Here is a 20,733-nt window from a genome sequence, read left to right on the forward strand (position 1 = left end):
GCGACCTCGCTTACTTAATTATCTAAGGCGTTCTATAGCCCTTATTTTATTGTGCTGATCTACAATCATACGGAAGCGCCCTTTCACCCCGTCCGAGGTGATAAACTGGCGCAAACGATTGGTGGGAACCTGCACCCGAACGCCAGATTCTGCCATCATGACAACGCTCGGTACCGCAGGCGAATATAATGCCTCACACTGGGTGTAAGGCACGCTTATAGAGAAATAAAATACGCTATCTGTTGGTTCAATCTGCGCCATAAGCAAGGCTCTTGCTCACTTTTTCAAACACATCTTTGCTCAGTCCTTTGTGGTTAAGCAAGCGACCTAGCTGTTCTTTCATTAGCGTTTGATGTTCAACTGCAAACCCCTGCCATTGGGTTAATGGCGTTACGATGCGAGCAGCAACTTGTGGATTCAATGTATCGAGTTTAAGTAAATAATCAGTAACAAATTTATAGCCACTACCGTCTAGCGCATGAAACATCTCGCTATTATAAAACGCGAAGCTACCAATGACTGAGCGAACTCGATTGGGATTACTCATAGTAAACTGAGGGTGTTCACACAACATCGTTATTGTAGCGAAGATATCCTTAGATGCTTGCGTAGCGTGTAGCGCAAACCATTTGTCCAGAACAAGCGGGTCGTTACTCCACTTTTGCTCGAACTTCGCCATAAGCGAATCAAAGGTGTCACGCTGACAAAACTGTGCGCCTCGCAACGCTCCGAGCGTGTCGGTCATGTTATCTGCTTGTTCAAATTGCTCAATAACAAGGCTTTCGTGCTGCGGTAACCGCGCCAAGTGTGCAAGAACAACATTCTTACAACGTCGCTGATTCACTGCATTCTGGTTGTAAGCATACGGGGCACTTTCAATGCTATTAAATACATCAAGCAATGATGACTCGAGATGCTGTGCAAATTGAGAACAAAATGCCTTTCGAGCAGCACTTAAGATTTCAACATTTATCGATGTTCTAGACTGGCAGAGAGTTTCAAATGAAGGAATAACCAGACATTCGCTGAGTAGCTCAACATTATCCAGCTCACGTGCAATGGCTTCTCTTATGCCCGCCCAAATATCGTCATCGATAGATTTGGTAGGAACACTTTCTAATTCACTGATACAGCGATTGTAGATAGACTGCATCGCATCCCAGCGATTAAATGCATCTTTGCCATATTTGAAAATGGTTAATAAGGAGGTAGTTGGTAACTCGTTATTCACTTTTGCAGGGGCTGAGAAGTTGCCTAATACCACCGGGGTCAATGTCTTGTCTGGAGCATCGATGGTGAAGGACACCGATTCTTTATCTAAAATGACCATTCCATCATTAATAATGGCTTCATTGTCGGTGTACTGCACTCCGTCTTCGTCCATCACTTCCATTTTGATGGGCATGTATAACGGATGCTTTTCACTCTGCTCAGAGGTAGCCGGCGTATGCTGAGATAATGTAATGGAATGTTTGCCATCGTCGAGCTTACTCTGCTTAACACTGATAATGGGCGTACCAGATTGACTATACCAACGTGCAAACTGGCTGAGATCTAACGACGTTGCCGATTGCATAGCAGAGACGAAGTCATCACAGGTTACAGCTTGCCCATCATGGCGTTTAAAGTATTCATCCATACCTTTTCTAAACCCATCTGGGCCAAGCAGTGTGTGGAACATACGAATAACTTCAGCACCTTTATCATACACCGTTACCGTGTAGAAATTGTTCATCTCTATCACTTCATCGGGTCGTATGGGATGGCTCATTGCACTTGCGTCTTCGGCGAACTGGTGTTCGCGCATCACGCGCACATGCTTAATACGATTGCTCAGTTCTGACGTCATATCAGCGCTAAACTGCTGATCTCTAAATACCGTAAGCCCCTCTTTCAAACTAAGCTGAAACCAATCTCGACAGGTGACTCGGTTCCCGGTCCAGTTATGAAAATATTCATGGGCAATAACCGCTTCCACATTAAAGAAGTCATCGTCGGTAGCCGTGTTTTGGTCGGCCAAAACAAACTTACTGTTAAATACATTGAGGCCCTTGTTTTCCATGGCTCCCATATTGAAAAAGTCTACCGCCACTATCATGTAAATATCGAGGTCGTATTCTAGACCGAAGACCTCTTCATCCCATTTCATTGCGCGTTTTAACGACTCAAGGGCAAACGTACCTTGGCTTTGCTTTCCCTTATCCACATAAAGTTCTAGCGCAACCTCTTTACCGCTAACTGTGGTAAACGTATCAGAGAGCATGTCAAAATCGCCTGCCACTAGGGCAAAGAGATAACACGGCTTCGGATGTGGGTCGTGCCATTTAACAAAATGTTGGCCGTTACTTAACTGCCCTTTGTCAATGGGGTTACCGTTGGAAAGTAACATAGGAAACGATGCATCCCCCACCACGGTTACCGTATAGACCGACAGCACATCAGGGCGGTCCATAAAGAAGGTAATACGCCTGAACCCTTCTGCCTCACACTGCGTGCAGTAAGCACCGCCAGAAAGATATAAGCCCTCTAATGCTTTGTTGTGATCAGGGGCTATAGTGGTTTCAATCTCGAGTGTAAATTCATCGCTCTCAACAGGAATTGTCAGAGAGGATTCGTCAAGTACATAGCCTGGGCTGTTATCACTTTTATGTGACAGTTCGATACCGTCAATGGTGAGTTTGTTGACAGGAAGGTTGTCGCCGTCTAGTACCAAGGCGTCTTGATGACTGCCCTGTCTTTTTATACGCAATGAACTGAATACACGAGTTTCAGTTGGATGAAGTGTGATGTGTAAATCTACGGTAGAGATAGCAAAGGCCGGCGGCATGTAATCCGCTCGGCGTTTAATTTGAACTGACATAGAACTCCTCAATGAAGCGTCTATATAATGTTTATACGGACCCTTCGCTTTTCGTTTCAAATGTTGGCGGCGTTATACGCAAAATTTTAATTCCCAAATAGGCGTAAACGATAGCAAGAAATGGATTAATTAAGTTAAAGAACGCGTAGAAAATGTAATCAAAAGGATTCACTAGCAGCACGCTATGCATATAGGCACCGCAAGTGTTCCAAGGAATAAGTGGTGATGTAAGCGTACCGCCATCTTCTAAACTGCGTGATAGGTTTAGTTGGTCTAACCCTCTTTTAGCATATTCTTCTTTATACATGCGGCCAGGCATTACAATAGCAATATACTGGTCGGCAGTGACTAAGTTTGTCGCGAAGCACGTCATAATGGTTCGGCTTACCATATCACCAGCAGATTTTGCGCCTAGCAAAATAGTGGCTACAGCTCGCTTGAGCAGTCCGACTCGCTCTAACACAGCACCAAAAGACATGGCACATATTATCAGCCATATTGTATTGAGCATTGAGGACATCCCGCCTCGAGATAATAAGCTATTTAAATTCTCATCAGGTGTTGAAAAGCTCACTCCATCAAACAAAGCTGTCCATACTACTTTTAATGCACCTATACTTGCAGTGTCATTGGAGCTTGCCATTGCAGCGACGACATCCCATTGGAATATAATGGCCCAAATACCGCCGAGTAACGCGCCGATAAACACGGCTGGAAACGCCGGCATTTTTTTAATCGCTAAAGTAAGGAGCACAACAAGTGGCACAAGAAGGTGCCATCCAAGATTAAAAGACTCACTGAGAAGTTGCTGCATTTGCTCAATTCGCTCGGCCTTCGCTTCACCTACTTCACTAAACCCGATAACAGTAAACAGAATAAGCGCAATAACAAAGCTTGGGATTGTGGTCCAGAGCATGTAGCGAATGTGGTCGAAAAGATCGGTTCCTGCTACTGCTGGCGCTAAATTAGTGGTTTCAGACAGTGGCGAAATTTTATCACCAAAATAGGCACCAGACACCACTGCCCCCGCGGTAATAGCCGCTGACATTTCCATACCTGCTGAAACGCCCATTAGCGCAACACCCACAGTCGCTGCTGTCGTCCACGAACTGCCTATGCTCATGGCAACCACTGCGCATATTAAACAGGTCGCGGCGTAGAAAAACGAAGGATTAAGAAGTTCGAGGCCAAAATAAATCAACGTAGGCACTGTTCCAGACAGCATCCACGTGCCAATTAAAGAGCCAACCGCAAGCAATATAAGACATGCTCCCAATGACATTGAAATGCCATCGACTATGCCTTTTTCTATTGTTTTCCAGCTATAGCCGTTTTTCATTCCAATAATGGCTGCCATACCCATTGCTAACAACAAGGCTATTTGATTAGGGCCGTATGACGAATTATCTTCAAACAGATAAACGGCAGTTCCCATCATAAGAACCAGTGCAACAATCGGAATTAAGGCATCTAAAAGTGACGGTGTTTTTAACTCTTTATTAGTCATTGTTATTATTTTATAAAACCTTTTTTGAAAGCTATTTATTTTTGCGAGCTTCTTAAATCAACAGTTCCTTCGATCAAGAGCTCTTGAATTAAGCGCTTTTAAAATTGAGAGCACTGATTTTAAAAGCCGCTTACATTCAGACGCGTCGCTGAAAAATTTGCGTTTAATATTATCTAAAAAACAGAGCGATAGAACATGAGCGCGATAATAACAGGACAAACAAAACGCACGTACCACGGCCAAATTTTCCAAAATAATCCGTGCTCTACGTTTTCGTTGCCCTCTTTAAGCTCAGCAAGTATGGCATCTCTGCGCCACACCCAACCAGCGAAAATACACAGCACTAAACCTAGCAGTGGCTGGCTGTATTCTGTAGTTAACGCAATAACGAACCCAAACAACATATCGAAATTAAGAATTATGATACAGCTGAGAATGAAAATTAACGCAGTCATGAATACCACGGCCTTGCCGCGCTGCAAACCTTTACTCTCTACCATGAACGCGACCGGTACTTCTAACATGGAAATAGAAGAGGTCACCGCCGCAATGGCCATAAGCGCAAAGAAAGTGAACGACACGAAAACACCTACAGTGCCAATAGTGTCAAACAACGCGGGAAGTACTTTAAAAATAAGTGTGTCGCCTTGAATTAAGGCACCATCAGGGGTGAATATTTCTACGCCGTTGTTCAATGCAACGTACATCGATGGAATGATAAGCATACCTGCTATTACCGCTACACCAATGTCAACCAGCGCCACCGAGGCTCCAATCGTTGGCAGGTTTTCTTTTTTACTCAAGTATGAGCCATACACTAACATTGTGCCCACACCCAAAGACATTGAGAAGAAAGCTTGCCCCATGGCATTAATTAACAAGTCAGGGTCGAGTACTCGTGAGAAATCAGGGACTAAATACGCACTCCATCCTTCACCTGCACCGGGTTGCATACTGACATATACGATAAGCGCTAGTATGAGAATGACTAAGGTTGGCATCAATCTAACTGACCATTTTTCAATACCGGCTTTAACACCACCGACTACGATAAATGCAGTTAACATCATGAATAAGGCGCAGAAAATAACGTTACGCGTAACGGAAGAGGTAAGAAGCCAATCGCTTGCAGACTGCAGTCCTACTAGCCTTACCGCTGAGTCAGCAAAGTAGACCAGCATCCAGCCACCGACTATGGCATAGAAGGCTAAAATGAGAGAAACGGTAACACAGCCCCAAATGCCGGTTGCTCTACCTACATAACTGCCTGATATTTTGCCAAGCGCGTCGACCATATTTGAGCGTGTACTACGACCAATGATCAACTCGGCCATTAGGACAGGATAAGCTAGGACAAAGGCCAGTAATAGATAAACGAGTACAAATGCAGCACCGCCGTTACTTGCTACTTTTGTGGGGAAACCCCAGATATTTCCAAGCCCAACCGCTGAGCCTGCAGCCGCCAGCACGAATCCTATTCGAGAAGAAAACTCGCCTCGTATCGCCATGTTATTTGCCTTTATTATTGTTGTAATATTTGTATAGACACAAAAAAAGGGCTGGCCCTAGACCAGCCCTTTTCCGACAGCGCTTAATGTGTAGTGATAGCGTATCGGCCTGTTTCAATCATATCGAAAGTAATATTTGCCGCCTCGTCTAAAAACGGGTCCAACTCTTCCATGTCTTCTGGAAGGTCATCAAGCGTCGTTACCGGCTCTAAACCAAGACGCTGCAGGCGTTCGTTAGCGCGTGCTAATGATTTTACCTCAGCTTCTTTTTTCTTGGCTTCTCTTTCAGCCTTTACAAGTGATATGAAATCTTTGTCTTTATTCTTTTTGTATTCCTCGATGTCATCATTGATGTATGAAAACTCGGGGTTTTGCATAATTCGTTTACTGTGCTTCGCTGATAATACGTCTAACGCAGATTGGCCGTCAGCAAACGTAGTGTAGTTGGCCCTGTTAATGCTATCCCATGGAAGCGCGTTATCAGCCTGACTTTCGCCCCACTCTGCAGGTTCGATAGCCGAGGGATACAAAATATCGGGAATAACACCTTTATGCTGTGTGCTGCCGCCATCAATTCGATAGAATTTAGCAATAGTAAACTGCACGCTGCCTAACGGGTTGTCGTACAGATCGTAAATTTTACCTAGGCCACGATGCTGCTGAACCGTACCTTTACCGAAGGTTTGCTCACCAACAATTAAGGCGCGATTGTAGTCTTGCATTGCTGCTGCAAAAATTTCTGAGGCTGATGCGCTGTAACGGTCAACAAGCACAGTCAGTGGGCCGTCATAAGATACTTTCCCATCGGTGTCACGATTAACGCTAATCTTAGATTGTCCGTATCGAATTTGAACCACGGGACCTTTTTCAATGAAAAGTCCAGACAGCAATGTTGCTTCTGTTAACGAACCGCCGCCATTTCCGCGAAGGTCGACAATAACGCCTTTCACGTTTTGTGACTTTAACGCTTCAATTTCTTTTGCAACGTCAACACTTAGGTTATTGTAAAAACTGGGAATGGTAATAACGCCTAAGGGCTGCCCTGAATGCGGACCTTCGTCAGGTACATACACTTCAGACTTTGCCGCCCTATCTTCCAGTTTTATCTTATCTCGGGTTAGTTTTACTACTGATGTTGTTTTTGATTCTGTTGCGCCCTTCTCTACTTGCAAGCGCACCATGCTTCCCTTTGGACCTTTAATCAACTCGACGACTTCGTCGAGTCTCCATCCAATAACATCAACAAACTCTTCATCGTCTTGAGCTACACCAACAATTTTGTCTTCTGGCTTGATTGCCCCAGACTGGTCTGCTGGACCACCTGGCACTACACTCTTAATAATGGTGTAGTCATCTTCGCTTTGCAGTACCGCACCTATACCTTCAAATGATAAGTTCATTTCCATTTGGAAACGGTCTGCATTTCGAGGAGAAAGGTAACTCGTATGTGCTTCGATGGTTCTTGCAAACGCGTTCATGGCAGTTTGAAAAACATCTTCGCTTTTCGCCTGCTTTGTACGTTTTATTGCACGTGTGTAACGCTTGGTAAGTAGCTCTTTCGCTTCTTCCCACGTTTTATCCGCCAATATCAGGTTCAGCGCATCGTATTTAACTCGCTGACGCCAAATTTCGTCAAGTTCGGCAGTGTCTTTCGCCCAATCGGCGTCTTCTCTGTCGTAATAGAACTTGTCGTTTTCTTTAGCAAAATCAAAAGGGCCATTATCGAGCAATGCGAGTGCATATTCATAACGCTCGACCCTGCGCTTAGCAGTAACATTGTACATGTCATAAGCAATGGATAAATTACCTTTGCCCAACGCATCATCAAACAAATCACGGTATTTTTCAAAGCTTACGACATCGTCTAATAAAAGCACTTGTTTGTTGTGGTCAAGTGACTCTATAAAACGTTGATAAACGCGGGCTGAAAGAAGATTATCCAACGAAATTTCTTTGTAGTGGGCGCGAGTGAATAATGCACTTACTCTTTTAGCGGCCACACTATGCTGAGATTCCTGTTGAAGAATAGGAAGCTCATCAACGTCTGGTGTTGACGTAACTGCACCAGCGCCGACGCCTACCGTCAAAAATGCGCTAGCAATAGAAATTCGAAGGATATCTTTCATATTTACGACCTCTTGGAACGTGCCAAACGTAAAGCATCTGCTTTTACTTTTACCACCATACCTGTATCAAGCTGAACATGAATACCGTCTTTAGCAATCTCGGTGATAGCCGCTGGCATAGGTTCTTTACCCAGCTTAACGGTAACGCGAGTGCCTTGCTTCATGTCATCTTCAGTTAACTTAGCAGGTGGCGTAGTATTTGGTCTGTTATTCTTCGGTTTAGTTCCGCGCTTTGCCTCAGGTTGCGTAGAATTAGCCGGTTTTTCGCCTTTAGGACGATTGAACTGACGCTTTTCTGAACGCTTAGGCTGCTGTGCTAGCTTTGCCTTACGTTTTTCTGCAGCCTTAGCTTTACTCTCTTCGAGTTGCTTTTGCGCGTGATCTGAATGTTCTTTCTCAATTGCTTCGCCCTTTTCACCATCAAGGTCAACGCGGTGAGCGCCTTCTTTAATGCTGTATAAGTAACGCCAACTGTTTGTGTAATGACGAAGGGTTGAGCGCAATAGCGTTTTGCTCACGCGCTCTTCATCGTCTAACCGTTGAGCAAGATCTTGAAAAATACCAATCTTAAGTGGGAGGGCCTCGCCTTCAATGCTAAAACATTTTGGGAAGGTCTCTGCAAGGAAAGCTATAACTTCCTTACTCGTAGTAAACTTCTCTGTTGATTCCATTAACTTTCTAAATTATTCAGGAGATTTCATCGTTATTTGCATCATCCCAAGTTGCCAGCGTGTGGTCAACCCAATCGAGCAATTCGTCGTCATCAATTTCTAATAAATGTGCATCTTGTTGCCAAGACTCCCAAGCGTAGTGCAAAATTTGCTCTAAACGCTGTGTTTCTATATCTTCTTCAGCAGCATCATATATCCCGTGAAGAATGAAGTTTAAACGTTCAGATGCCTCATCTGGGTCATCATGAACGTCTTCCATGTCCTCGAATGTAGATAATACTACATGAATATCGACGTTTGATTTCATAGTGCTTGCTGAGATTCAATCAATATATTCGCAATTTCGACAAGGCCATCCTCATCATCTTGCGTGAAGCGAGCGTGATTTGGACTGTCTATATCCAATACACCGATTAATGCGTTGTTAACCACAATGGGTACAACAATTTCAGAATTTGAAGCCGCATCGCATGCAATGTGACCATCGAATCCGTGAACATCGTCAATTCGCTGAACGGTTTGTGTGGACGCACTGGTACCACATACGCCTTTTCCCATTGGAATTCGAATACAAGCAGGCTGACCTTGAAAAGGCCCAAGAACCAGCTGTTCGTCTTTGTACAGGTAAAAACCAGCCCAGTTTACATCTTCGAGACCATTAAACAGCAGTGCACTGATGTTTGCCATATTGGCAATTAAGTCCTGCTCGCCCGATACCAAGCTTTTCGCTTGGCTTATTAGCTGGCTATATTGTTGTTGTTTCAAACGGTAACCCTGTTATTGATTAATGTTAAACGTCACATTCACACGGGCGTTCACACTCTCTTGCCCTGGCAAAGACAGCGACATTTCTTTGGAAAACGTGTCGGCACGCATGACTGGTATCGGCATATTGCCACCAGATTCAGATATTGCAACCACTTCACCCACTTCCACACCTAATTCTTTTGCTAGCAACTGTGCTCTATTCTTTGCATCAGCGACCGCTGTTACCAACGCTTTCTGATAGACAGAGGCTTCACCCATGTTTACAAAATTGAATTGCTGGATACGATCAACACCTCTTTTGAGCACGCCATCAAGCACACGATCGTAATTCTCTAAATCTGTTGAGGTAATGGCGATTTCTCTAGACAGTGTAAAACCATCTTGTTCTCTACCCTGCGGCGTATTGTTGTATCGGGGCGAAAGACGTACTTGCATACTTTGAATGTAACGCTCTTCGATACCCTCTTCTAATAAAAAACTAACAATAGATGTTAAGTCGTTTTCAAGCTGCCCATTGAGCTTTGTTACCGTTGTGCCTTGTTCTTCAACGATAAAGGTAACGGAGTAAGCATTAGGTGTAACATCGATGGCTCCTACTCCTTGTACACTAATTGTCCCTAATGACCTTTCATTGGCTTGCGATTCTTTTTCCTTAACAGCATCCTTACTCGCCTCAGTATGTGCATGGCTTTGTGCAGTGTATAAAGGTGCGGTAAACAAGGTAAGGAGTATAAGTGTCTTGGTAAATGTAAGCACGTTTTGCATATCAGTTCCTTTAATCGATATTAAGGTTAATTATAGCGCGTCCAGTCTATGCCATCCTATATGAACCCTGAGTGAACAAATAACAAGGCTTTAGTTTTAAAATAAAAAAGCTGGCTGCATATTTATTTCTGCCTCCAGCTTTAGGTTAATCTCTATTTGTAATTTAGTATTTGTATATAATTACTTAAGTACAGTTTTAAGCGACGCGATACAGTGATCGATGTTGCGCTGTTTACAGGCATATCCCATGAGACCGATACGCCATACCTTTCCAGCATGTTCTCCTAAACCAGCACCAATTTCTAAATTAAACTCATTGAGTAACTGACTGCGCACCGCGGCGTCATCAACACCATCGGGTATTTGTACAACGTTGAGCTGAGGCAATCTAAAATCGCTATTTACCGTAAGCTCCAAACCTATCTCTTCAAGTCCCTGTGCTAACTTTGCATGTCCGCTTGCGTGTCTATCCCACGCATTCTCAAGACCTTCCTCTTTCAATACGAGAAGCGATTCGTACATCGCGTACATACTATTGACCGGTGCGGTATGGTGATAAGCACGTTTAGCGCCCTTGCCCCAATACCCTACGATCAAATTCATATCGAGAAACCAGCTTTGCACTTTTGTTTGTCTGTTTTGAATCACTGAAACAGCTTTATCACTGAAAGACACTGGCGCTATACCGGGTACGCAACTGAGACACTTTTGCGAACCTGAGTAGATAGCATCTATTCCCCAGCCGTCAACCTCGAGTTCGATACCGCCAAGAGAGGTAACAGCATCAACAATAGTTAAGCAATTGTGTTTCTGAGCAAGCTCACACAGTAATTTGGCTTCGTTTCTCACCCCTGTTGAGGTTTCTGCATGCACAAATGCCACTACCTTTACATCTGGATTGGCGTTCAGCGCGTCTTCCACTGCATTAAGGTCGGTCTGCTCTCCCCACGTGTTGTGAATGGTAATGGCAGTGCCGCCGCAGCGTTCTACATTTTCAACCATGCGCAAACCGAAAACGCCGTTAACGCAAACAATGACTTTATCACCAGGTTCAACAAGATTCACAAAACATGCTTCCATGCCGGCAGAGCCAGGGGCAGATATGGGCATTGTTAGCGCATTTTCAGTTTTAAACGCGTATTGCAGTAAGTTTTTGGTTTCATCCATCAATTCAATGAACAAAGGGTCGAGGTGCCCTAGTGTAGGACGCGCCATGGCGTTAAGAATACGAGGGCTTACATCAGAGGGGCCCGGTCCCATTAAAGTGCGCTCTGGTGGAATAAATGTTGATAGTGATTTTGTAGATGCCGTTGTAAATGCCGTTGTAGATGCTTTCATATTAGCCCCTCTTACATTCAGGAGTTTTAATTCATAGCCACATACTACAAGGTTCGTCATGTGGTACAACCATCTGTATTCAACATAAATCTTGTGAATAGGGTTTTAGCTAAACATTTTCAAAATATGGAGGTGATTCAGGCTCAATGGAGGAAGATTTTGACAATACCCAACGGGATTTCTATACATTACGCACTGATAACTTGGTGGGTGGTGTGCAAAAAATAGGAATAATTTAATGGTCGAACCAGCGGCGATGGGTCGTAAGGCATTGTTATTGTTAAATATATATTCAAAATAATAGTGTCACAAAAAATTAACCGTTAATTTGTTTATAAAATGCACAAAGCTATTCTATACTTATCGTTCAACGTTAATACATACATTATCTCTCCCTGTAAAAGTTAGCGCACGGCTCAGAGATGAGCCATTCCCCTAGGCCCAGAACGATTGTTCTGGGCGTTTTTTATTGGGCTAACTGTTTGTGAATTAAAGCCTTCATGCGTCTGAACTGTTATGGATCTAAATTTTATAGATCTATTTTTATCGAGATGAAGTTAACGCGCGGGAACTGAGCGGCATCACAAAGCAGTTAGGTGCTTCAAATAGTGTTGCGCATTGCCTCGATAATGGGCAGCGGAAGCTTCTAGCTTTGACGCGACGCTTTCATCAAGTGTTTTCACCACTTTTCCAGGTGAACCAACTACCAAGCTATAATCCGGTATTTCCATGTTCTCGGTGATTAAAGCGTTTGCACCAATAATGCAATACTTTCCAATATTTGCCCCATTTAAAACAACTGCATTAATACCAATTAACGAGTAATCACCAATGGTGCAACCATGAAGCATCACTTTATGACCAACGGTAACACCTGTGCCAAGAGTAAGAGGAACACCAGCATCAGTGTGCAGGACACTACCATCTTGGATGTTGGTATCTTCTCCTACCGTAATAGTATCCATATCGCCACGAATAACCGCGTTAAACCACACGCTGCTTCCCTTCTGAAGGTTCACGTTACCGATCACGTGAGCGCCAGGTGCGATGTACGCACTTTCGTCAACCGTTGGCGTTAATTCGCCTAATGAATAATGCATGTTGTTCTCCTTCAAGTGCCCTTTTTAATAGCCGTTTTAAAAACCCTTTTACAAACAATGCTGGCCTCGAATCAGGCTCTGTTCTTTTTTTTGTGTCGATTGACTGATAGACGATACGCAAATAGTGAATGTAATTTTGCTGTGTAAAATTACACGTCTACTTGACGCATCAACCCTTCCTGAGACGTTGAGGCGACAAGCTCGCCTTGCTGAGTAAAAATTTGACCTCTTACCAAACCACGAGCGCCACCACTGAAAGGGCTGTCCATGGCATAAAGTAGCCATTCATTTAAGTTTACAGGACGATGAAACCACATTGCATGGTCAATGGTTGCCATCCTCAATGATTTGTCGGTGACTGCAACGCCATGCGGTTGTAGCGATGTACTTAAAAAATGGTAGTCAGACGCGTAAGCAACAGCAGCTTGATGAACGGACAAAGACCCAACAAGGGGATCTCTCGCCTTCATCCATATATAGCGCGTAGGGTCTCGCTTTACTGGTTGATAAGAGTTAGCCGCATTAATAGTGCGTATATCTACCGGTTTATGATAGCTCAGAGCCTCTCTCATTGGCCTCGCTATTTTACTAAAATTCTCTTGGTAAAAATCGATGTCTGACTGCACCTCTTCAGGTGGCGGCACGTTAGGCATTTCGGGGGCCTGATGATGCATGCCTTCTTGAGGTACTTGAAATGATGCCGTCATATAAAAAATGTTTCGACCGTCTTGAATAGCCTTCACCCTTCTCGCGGAGAAGCTGCGGCCATCACGGACAATTTCAACATCATACACTACCGGTTTTTTCGCATCGCCAGGTAATAAAAAATAGGTGTGAAACGAATGGGCAACGCGGTCTTTATCAACAGTTTCATAGGCTGCTGCGAGGGCCTGACCAAGCACTTGGCCACCAAAAAGCGCTCTAAATCCTAGGTCCCAGCTTTGTCCTCGGTAAAGGCCTGCTTCTACAGTTTCTAACTCAAATAGCGAGGATAGTTTTATGTCAGACATGTTGTTCTTTCTCTTGATTTAATGCTTTGGGATTTCTTGGATAATACTTTTCAGGCAATGATGCCTTATGCTCAAAAAAGCGAGTATCTTTATAGGGTAACTTCATAAACCCTGAAATACCTAACCCTTTTATAAGCGGAATTTGCGCCACTAAGTTTTCAAGAAGTGCTTTAAACGTATCTTCTTGACTGTGATCGAGAAGCGTATAGTAATTATGAATTTTTAAATGCATGGGCAAGGCTTCAAAAATAATGCACCCCGTATGATGAATCGCATTGAGGGCCTTGATAGTGTCGATAATTGTTTCAGGCAACTTAAGTAATTCATCGGGATCATCGCCATCTTCGAAATAAGAATGGGTTCTACTGTCGTCTTTTGACAATGACACTTTTGATAACTCGTACGGAATGTGTAGCGCTTTAGACGGAATAAAGTCTTGTTGCTCATTATCACGTTCAATGTGTACGGTGTTTTTCGCATTGAACATACAGCATTTAAATACTGCTGGCTTGTGAATGGCCCTCGCTAGAGTAATCACATTATTGACGGCCTGTTCAAAGGCACGGCGTAAACTTGGGTCGTGCAGGTTCAAACTAGAGTCTACATAGATACCCTCTGGCTCCCACCTGACAGCCATTCCCCCAACCACGGGATAGCGACCTAAACGGCTGATAGCAGAAACAAACGCTTTTTCAGTATCTCCCATACCTTGAAGGTAGTTTTTGTAATATCGATCAAACTGGGCGTCATCAATATACCGCAACTCTTCACTTTCAAGCGCCGCTTGCTGGCGAAGGTATGATTTTCTTGAGCTGTAAACCACAGTCTCGATATCTTGGCTCGTTTGGTGGACCCAGGTTGGAATAAGCGCCGTGTAAGCCGTGTCTTTATCCTCGGAAAACACCATATTTTTCAGCACATGAAGGTGCTTAAAAAAGTAATCTCCCCCCTGCCTTCTTTTGGTCGCATCTTCATCTAACATGTAGGTGAGTATATCAGCCAGCATTTTGGGCAGGCCTAAGGAAGAAGGTGTAATAACTTTACTGCCATAACGGCAAGATTGCCCAGATGCCAGTGCATATAGCGTACTGGCTAGCCCCTGCTCATCAAAGCGAGGGGTGGATAAAGCGCCGTTAAGTTGCTCTTCACCGATAAAATACACATCGCCAAGACGAGCGTTAGTTTGTTGAAGCTCGCCCGACATTAAATCCATAACGTTATTGGTAATGAATTGCCCTGACGCGTCAGTTTGGGCGAACACCGACGAGCCCCAGTCGATAAGACCAATACACTCGTTTTCAGCGTCCCACACCAAGTTTGACGGCTTAATGTCGCCATGTACGATGGGTTTTTCCAGCCCCTTGTCGACAAAATGCCTAAACTGAAACAGCAGCTGACCAACTTGCACCGCAATTTTAACAATCACTCGAGGCGGTAAGGGGCCTAATCGAAGGCTCACCTTTTCAAGGTCCTCTCCTGGTGCTTGGGCCATGACCAGAATGGACTGTTTTTTAATCTGCTGATATTCAATAAAGCGAGGAACATATTCATGCTTTACATGAGACAACATGAACGCTTCTTCTTCTAACCGCTCTCGAATATGTTGAGGAAGCGTGATCCGAGAGAATTTAAATACCCGTTGTTCGCCGTTGGGCGATGTACCAGAGAAGGCAAAACCAAAGGCACCTTTGCCTAGCAGTTTAATATTGATATATCCTAGACTCTTAAGCTCGGCCATACACAGACTCACCCAGTCTTTTAACTTTTTAGCGTCCGCATGGGACAGCAAGTAAATAGACTGTTCGTCGGGTATATAAAAGTGCTTAAGACCTTTGAGTTGGGACATGATTAATTATCTTCGTTAACCCAAACAAGTCTACATGTGCTGTTTTCACCAATGTAGCCTGTTACCTCATTCATAGCCGCACTCAGTGTGGTATCAAGCTGCCATGGTGGGTTTATCACCATTATCCCTGAACCATACATACCTGCATCATGGGTATTTTCAGCTACCTGCATTTCAGCTTTAAAACAAGGTGCTCCCAATGCACTGAGTGCTTCGCACATACGTTCACTGGCCCCGTGTTTTGCCCCTGCACGCTCAGACAGTAGCGGATACCACACAACTATTTGGGCTTGTTGCCATCGCTTTAAAACGCCCTCGATACCACTTACCACATCGTCGTATTCGTTGGCTCTCTCGTAAGGCGGGTCTATTAATATCGCTCCTCTGTTTGGCTTTGGAGGGGTAAGCGCTATTAGGCCTTCGAAACCATCTCGCTTATGACAATGTGAGTGATGCCCTGCATAGGCCGCAAAATTAGCCTCAAGCTTGGCATACTCTGCGGGATGAAGTTCCATGGCATGAAGTACGTCGTGATCCCGCTTTAGTTCGGCACTGATGATGGGAGATCCTGGGTAGGCATCTTTGTCTACAAATCGTTGGCATAGCGTAATGTAATCATTGAGTAGTTCACAACTTGCTGACACATTGCTTAAACTCGACACACCAGTTTCATACTCTTTATTCTTCGCAGATAGCGAGTCGGTAAAGTCATATAAACCGGCACCTGCATGTGAGTCATAAAGGGTAAAGGGCTTGTCTTTTTTCTTAAGCGCTTTTATTACGCCTAACCAGCACAAGTGTTTAATAACGTCGGCGTGATTGCCCGCGTGAAATGCATGTTGATAACTTAACACAAAACCTCTACATCGATTTTTGATAACTCTGTAACGCCATAATAACCTCTCGTGTTAACCGAGTACATTCCTAAGCCAACGGGGGTTAAAAAAAGGGATAAAAAAAGGCAATAAAAAAGGGCTAATTGACATACCAATTAGCCCTTTTAAGACGCTACTTTCTGAGCGCTTCGTTAGTCACGCTGTCGCAGCTCGTTCAAACGATAGCTATTTCAAATGCATGAGCATTTTTTCAGGAGAAGTAAGGTAGCTCATCCATAGGTTATTGAAACGAACCATGGTTGCGCCATCAATTATGCGATGATCCCCTGACCAATTAACCGCCATAATATGCTGAGCAATCACGTTATCGTCGGCATCAAATCGTGGCAATTTTTGCGTTTTGCCCAAGGCAACAATGGCGGCTTCCGGTTTGTTAATCACAGGAGTCGCTGTGATCCCACCAATCGCACCGATATTTGAGATACTGATGGTACCTCCTTTAAGATGCTCACCAGATACTCGCCCTGCTCTTGCTTGGTCAATAATATCCTGCATTTGCACAGCAATATCGAGTAGCGACAGATGCTGAACCCCTTTAATATTGGGCACTAACAACCCTATCTTGGAGTCCACAGCAAATCCGATATTGTGGTCATCGAAATAGGTGAGCTCAGTACCTTCATCATTGAGCTGACTATTGATGACTGGAAACTCGGTAAGCGCTAGCGACATGGCCTTGACGAAAAACGGCATGAAGCTAAGTTTAACCTCTTTTTTCTCAAACTCGGGCTTGAGGTTTTTGCGAAGTGCAATGAGGTTATCCATTACCACCTCATCACTTACCGTAAAGTGTGGAATGGTATAAACAGAGGCCGCCATTTGTTTAGCCATTGCAGATTGGATACCGCGCACTTTTTCCACGCGAGTTGAGCCTGTAACAGTATTTTGAACTGCGCTCGTTGAAGACTCTTTCGCTGATGCTGCTGTAGACGTTGCATCTTTACCTGACACCGGTTCGCCTCGCTTAGAAGCAGACGCAGAAACAGACGTAAGTACGTCAGATTTTAAAATACGCCCCTTTTTCCCCGAACCTGATACGTTGAGCAAATCAATATCTTTCTCTCTTGCGATACGACGCACCGCAGGACTTGCTAGCACTTTACCTGGAATAGAAATAGGTGGTTCAAAGTCACCGTCTTTCCACTTGGTATTGTTTTCCCGTTCGACTGCTTTACTGCTGGTTTGTGCATTAGCATTCGAAGGCGTCGATTTGGCGCTAGCTGCACTGTTAGAGTCTGATGCTTTGGCGTCGGCTGGTGCTTGCTCTTGTCCTTCAGCGCCCTTAACAGAAAGCGCGAAAAGTGGGCTGTGTACTTGAGCAATTTCGCCCTGTGCATAATAAAGTTTGTGAACGATACCCGCATTTTTGGCAGGAATTTCCACTACAGCTTTATCGGTCATCACCTCAACAACGGCCTGATCTTCTTCAATGCTGTCGCCTTCTTGCACATTCCATTTAACAATTTCACATTCAACAATCCCCTCACCAATATCGGGAAGGATAAAGTCTTCGATAATCGATGAATTAGACGACACATCTGAAGTTGTTAAATCGCTACTGGTTGTCTGAGGTGCGTCTGGTTCTGCCGTATTCGTCTCAGTCATATCTGTTTCAGCTGCTTCTGCATCAGAAGCGTCTGGCTTCATAGAGAATAGCGGCTCGTGCACTTTTGCTATTTCGCCAACAGCATAATGCAACTTTTCTACTACGCCGGCATGCATAGCAGGAATTTGTACTGTTGCCTTATCCGTCATCACTTCTGCTACTGGCTGGTCTTCTTCAATGTGTTCGCCTTCGCTAACCAACCACTCCAACAGTTCGCATTCAACGATGCCTTCACCAATGTCGGGTAAAATAAATTCAATTGTCATTGCTACTTCTCCCGTCATTAATAATGAAGCGTACGCTTGATAGCTTCGTACGTTTTAGTTTCGTCTGGCATGTATTCTTTTTCATGAGCCAGTGGGTATGGCGTATCTAAACCACACACCCGTGCAATCGGCGCTTCTAGGTATAAAAAACAACGCTCTTGAATACTTGCTGCAATTTCACTGGCAAAACCGCCTGTAAGTGGTGCTTCGTGGTTAATCAGCAAACGTCCCGTCTTCATGACTGACTGCATGACGGTTTCCACATCCCATGGCAATATGCTTCTTAAGTCAACAATTTCACATGACACACCATCTTCTAGTGCCATATCTGCCGCTTTTTGCAAAATCTCTATTTGAGCACCCCATCCCAGCAACGTTATGTCGTTACCTTCTTGTACAATATCGGCTTTACCAAGAGGCAGTTCATAATCTTCTTCAGGAACATCGGCCACAGAAGCTCTGTAAAGGCGCTTCGGCTCCATAAACAGAACCGGGTTTTTATCTCTTATAGAGGCAAGCAGTAACCCTTTTGCATGGTAAGGGTCTCTTGGTACCACAATTTTAAGGCCTGGGCAGTGGGCAAAAAACGCTTCCGGAGATTGACTATGATACAAACCGCCTGCAATGCCGCCACCGTAGGGAGTGCGAATGGTCAACGAACCAACATCGAACTGGCTACCTGAGCGGTATCGCCATTTCGCGGTTTCATTTACAATTTGATCGAATGCGGGAAAAATATAATCGCCGAATTGAATTTCTGCTACCGGTACTGAGCCCTGTGACGCTAATCCATTCGCAAATCCGATAATCCCTTGCTCGGTTAATGGCGTGTTGAAACATCTACCTTTACCGAACTTTTCCTGCAAGTGGCTTGTTGCGCGAAAAACACCGCCAAAGTGGCCAACATCTTCGCCAAACACCATTACTTTTTCGTCTTCGGTCATGGCAGTAATGAGGGCGTTATTGATTGCTTGTAGTAAATTCATTTTAGCCATTACTTCACTCTCCCCGCTGTTTTAGGGTATCTCTGAGGATATTTCTTTATGTGTGCCTTTAATGAGGCTAACTGTTCTTTTAGATGCCAAGGTGGGGTGTCGTATACATCTTCGATGATGTCGTCGATATCACACACATCTGTTTTTTCACACGCCTTCATAGCTGCAAGCACGTCTTGTCTCGCTTTTTCCACGCGCTTGTCATTTTCTTTCTCATCAAACCATCCCTTCCCTTCAAGCCAATTGGCCATTCGGGTGATTGGATCTTTGGCGCGCCATTTATCTTCTTCGTCTCTTGAGCGATAACCCGTTGGGTCGTCAGACGTAGAGTGTGCGGCAAGGCGATATGTCATAGCTTCAATGAGCACAGGACACTTTTCTGCAATAGCAAGGGCCCTGGCTTCTTTCGTTGCAGCGTAAACTGCCAGCGGATCGTTACCATCAACGCGAATAGTTTTAATGCCATAACCAAGACCACGAGACGCTATCCCGTCACCGGCAAATTGCTCTTCAGCTGGCGTCGATATGGCGTATCCATTATTACGGCAGAAGAATATAACCGGGCAGTTTAATACCGCAGCCATATTCAAACCGGCATGGAAATCACCCTCAGATGCAGCACCTTCACCAAAATAGCAGATGGTAACAACGTCTTTTCCAGACATCTTTTGGCCGTAAGCATAACCCGATGCCTGTGGGATCTGGGTACCAAGGGGTGATGAGATAGTCATGAAGTTCAGCGCTTTGTCACCATAATGAATGGGCATTTGACGACCTTTGTTTGGGTCGTCTTTATTACTGAACATTTGGTTCATGAATTGGTTTGTTGTGTAACCACGGTAGGCTAATGCGCCCTGCTCTCTGTACTGCGACATGATCATATCGTCTGGCGACAGCGCTGCCGCGCTTGCTACCGACGCAGCTTCCTCGCCGGTGCTGGCAAGATAAAAACTAATGCGCCCCTGGCGCTGCGCACCGACCATTCTCTCGTCTAAGACACGAATATATTCCATCGTGTCATAAATTTTTAGTGATTCTTCTTTTGTCAGTGTGGGTTCCACTGCGCCATCAATGACACTTCCTTCAGCAGATAAGATCTGAAGCATTGGGATGTCGACCACACCATTTTTTATTATTTGTACGTTGGATACGGTTTTTACATCTGCGAGATGATTTCTATCTTTCACAATTTTTCCTCTTATATTTGAGGGCTAATAGCAATATCTATCGTTGTAAAAGATGGTAGTAGAAACAATGAGGAAGTGTATTCCTCATTAGAAATGAATTTGTTTGCAAGATGAAGAGCATGAACTACTAAACCTGCTCAAGATAGGATATCTATCCTACAAAGGTAAATTCGTTGTAAAAATTGTGACATTAATGAGAAATATAATTCTATTTAATGAACGGCTAGGTGTCGGAAAAGAAACATTTGCCAAAGCCGAAATGTGTAATTTAGTTACGAAATTTG

The 20,733-nt window shown here is 44.3% G+C and carries 17 protein-coding genes; all 17 read right to left on the reverse strand.

The window, feature by feature from the left end:
* Nucleotides 1-18 precede the first annotated feature (18 nt).
* A complete protein-coding gene (locus tag AC27HD_RS02330) occupies nt 19-261 on the reverse strand; it encodes a DUF2835 family protein (RefSeq protein WP_349378708.1) in 243 nt (80 codons plus the stop codon).
* Nucleotides 248-2,860, reverse strand: a complete 2,613-nt coding sequence (pepN, locus tag AC27HD_RS02335; RefSeq protein WP_487103524.1) for an aminopeptidase N — start codon at nt 2,858-2,860, stop codon at nt 248-250. The genes AC27HD_RS02330 and pepN overlap by 14 nt, the downstream gene beginning before the upstream one ends.
* 31 nt (nt 2,861-2,891) lie before the next feature.
* Nucleotides 2,892-4,367 (reverse strand): Na+/H+ antiporter NhaC, encoded by a 1,476-nt coding sequence (gene nhaC, locus AC27HD_RS02340; protein ID WP_032094120.1) that lies wholly within the window; start codon nt 4,365-4,367, stop codon nt 2,892-2,894.
* Between the two features lie 173 nt (nt 4,368-4,540).
* Nucleotides 4,541-5,875 carry a sodium-dependent transporter gene (locus tag AC27HD_RS02345; protein ID WP_032094121.1) on the reverse strand — a complete coding sequence of 445 codons (1,335 nt, stop codon included), beginning with the start codon at nt 5,873-5,875 and terminating at the stop codon, nt 4,541-4,543.
* 83 nt (nt 5,876-5,958) lie between these two features.
* Complete coding sequence (prc, locus tag AC27HD_RS02350) at nt 5,959-8,001, reverse strand: carboxy terminal-processing peptidase (protein WP_487103527.1); 2,043 nt, start codon at nt 7,999-8,001, stop codon at nt 5,959-5,961.
* 2 nt (nt 8,002-8,003) lie between these two features.
* A complete protein-coding gene (gene proQ / locus AC27HD_RS02355) occupies nt 8,004-8,672 on the reverse strand; it encodes an RNA chaperone ProQ (protein ID WP_487103529.1) in 669 nt (222 codons plus the stop codon).
* A gap of 16 nt (nt 8,673-8,688) precedes the next feature.
* Nucleotides 8,689-8,979: a hypothetical protein gene (locus tag AC27HD_RS02360; RefSeq protein WP_032094124.1), complete on the reverse strand. Its 291-nt coding sequence runs from the start codon at nt 8,977-8,979 to the stop codon at nt 8,689-8,691.
* The gene (locus AC27HD_RS02365; RefSeq protein ID WP_287008676.1) at nt 8,976-9,437 is read right to left on the reverse strand and encodes a GAF domain-containing protein; all 462 of its coding nucleotides are present in this window, start codon (nt 9,435-9,437) and stop codon (nt 8,976-8,978) included. Before AC27HD_RS02365 ends, AC27HD_RS02360 begins: the two co-directional genes overlap by 4 nt.
* A gap of 12 nt (nt 9,438-9,449) precedes the next feature.
* A complete protein-coding gene (locus AC27HD_RS02370) occupies nt 9,450-10,205 on the reverse strand; it encodes an SIMPL domain-containing protein (RefSeq protein WP_487103531.1) in 756 nt (251 codons plus the stop codon).
* Between the two features lie 180 nt (nt 10,206-10,385).
* Nucleotides 10,386-11,465: a pyridoxal-phosphate-dependent aminotransferase family protein gene (locus AC27HD_RS02375; RefSeq protein WP_487103894.1), complete on the reverse strand. Its 1,080-nt coding sequence runs from the start codon at nt 11,463-11,465 to the stop codon at nt 10,386-10,388.
* 659 nt (nt 11,466-12,124) lie between these two features.
* Nucleotides 12,125-12,643 (reverse strand): gamma carbonic anhydrase family protein, encoded by a 519-nt coding sequence (locus AC27HD_RS02380; protein ID WP_487103533.1) that lies wholly within the window; start codon nt 12,641-12,643, stop codon nt 12,125-12,127.
* A 149-nt stretch (nt 12,644-12,792) separates the two neighbouring features.
* The gene (locus AC27HD_RS02385; protein WP_032094127.1) at nt 12,793-13,653 is read right to left on the reverse strand and encodes an acyl-CoA thioesterase; all 861 of its coding nucleotides are present in this window, start codon (nt 13,651-13,653) and stop codon (nt 12,793-12,795) included.
* Nucleotides 13,646-15,499 (reverse strand): protein kinase domain-containing protein, encoded by a 1,854-nt coding sequence (locus tag AC27HD_RS02390; RefSeq protein ID WP_487103534.1) that lies wholly within the window; start codon nt 15,497-15,499, stop codon nt 13,646-13,648. The genes AC27HD_RS02385 and AC27HD_RS02390 overlap by 8 nt, the downstream gene beginning before the upstream one ends.
* A 2-nt stretch (nt 15,500-15,501) precedes the next feature.
* Nucleotides 15,502-16,353, reverse strand: coding sequence for a 23S rRNA (adenine(2030)-N(6))-methyltransferase RlmJ (locus AC27HD_RS02395; protein WP_487103535.1), 852 nt, complete (start codon nt 16,351-16,353; stop codon nt 15,502-15,504).
* A gap of 207 nt (nt 16,354-16,560) precedes the next feature.
* Nucleotides 16,561-18,267: a dihydrolipoyllysine-residue acetyltransferase gene (locus AC27HD_RS02400; protein ID WP_487103536.1), complete on the reverse strand. Its 1,707-nt coding sequence runs from the start codon at nt 18,265-18,267 to the stop codon at nt 16,561-16,563.
* 17 nt (nt 18,268-18,284) lie between these two features.
* On the reverse strand, nt 18,285-19,262 hold the full coding sequence (locus AC27HD_RS02405; RefSeq protein WP_349378696.1) for an alpha-ketoacid dehydrogenase subunit beta: 978 nt from the start codon (nt 19,260-19,262) through the stop codon (nt 18,285-18,287).
* Complete coding sequence (locus tag AC27HD_RS02410) at nt 19,262-20,449, reverse strand: thiamine pyrophosphate-dependent dehydrogenase E1 component subunit alpha (protein WP_081926510.1); 1,188 nt, start codon at nt 20,447-20,449, stop codon at nt 19,262-19,264. Before AC27HD_RS02410 ends, AC27HD_RS02405 begins: the two co-directional genes overlap by 1 nt.
* Nucleotides 20,450-20,733: the final 284 nt, after the last annotated feature.

It is taken from the genome of Alteromonas sp. 4NS20-0143 (genome assembly GCF_057542855.1).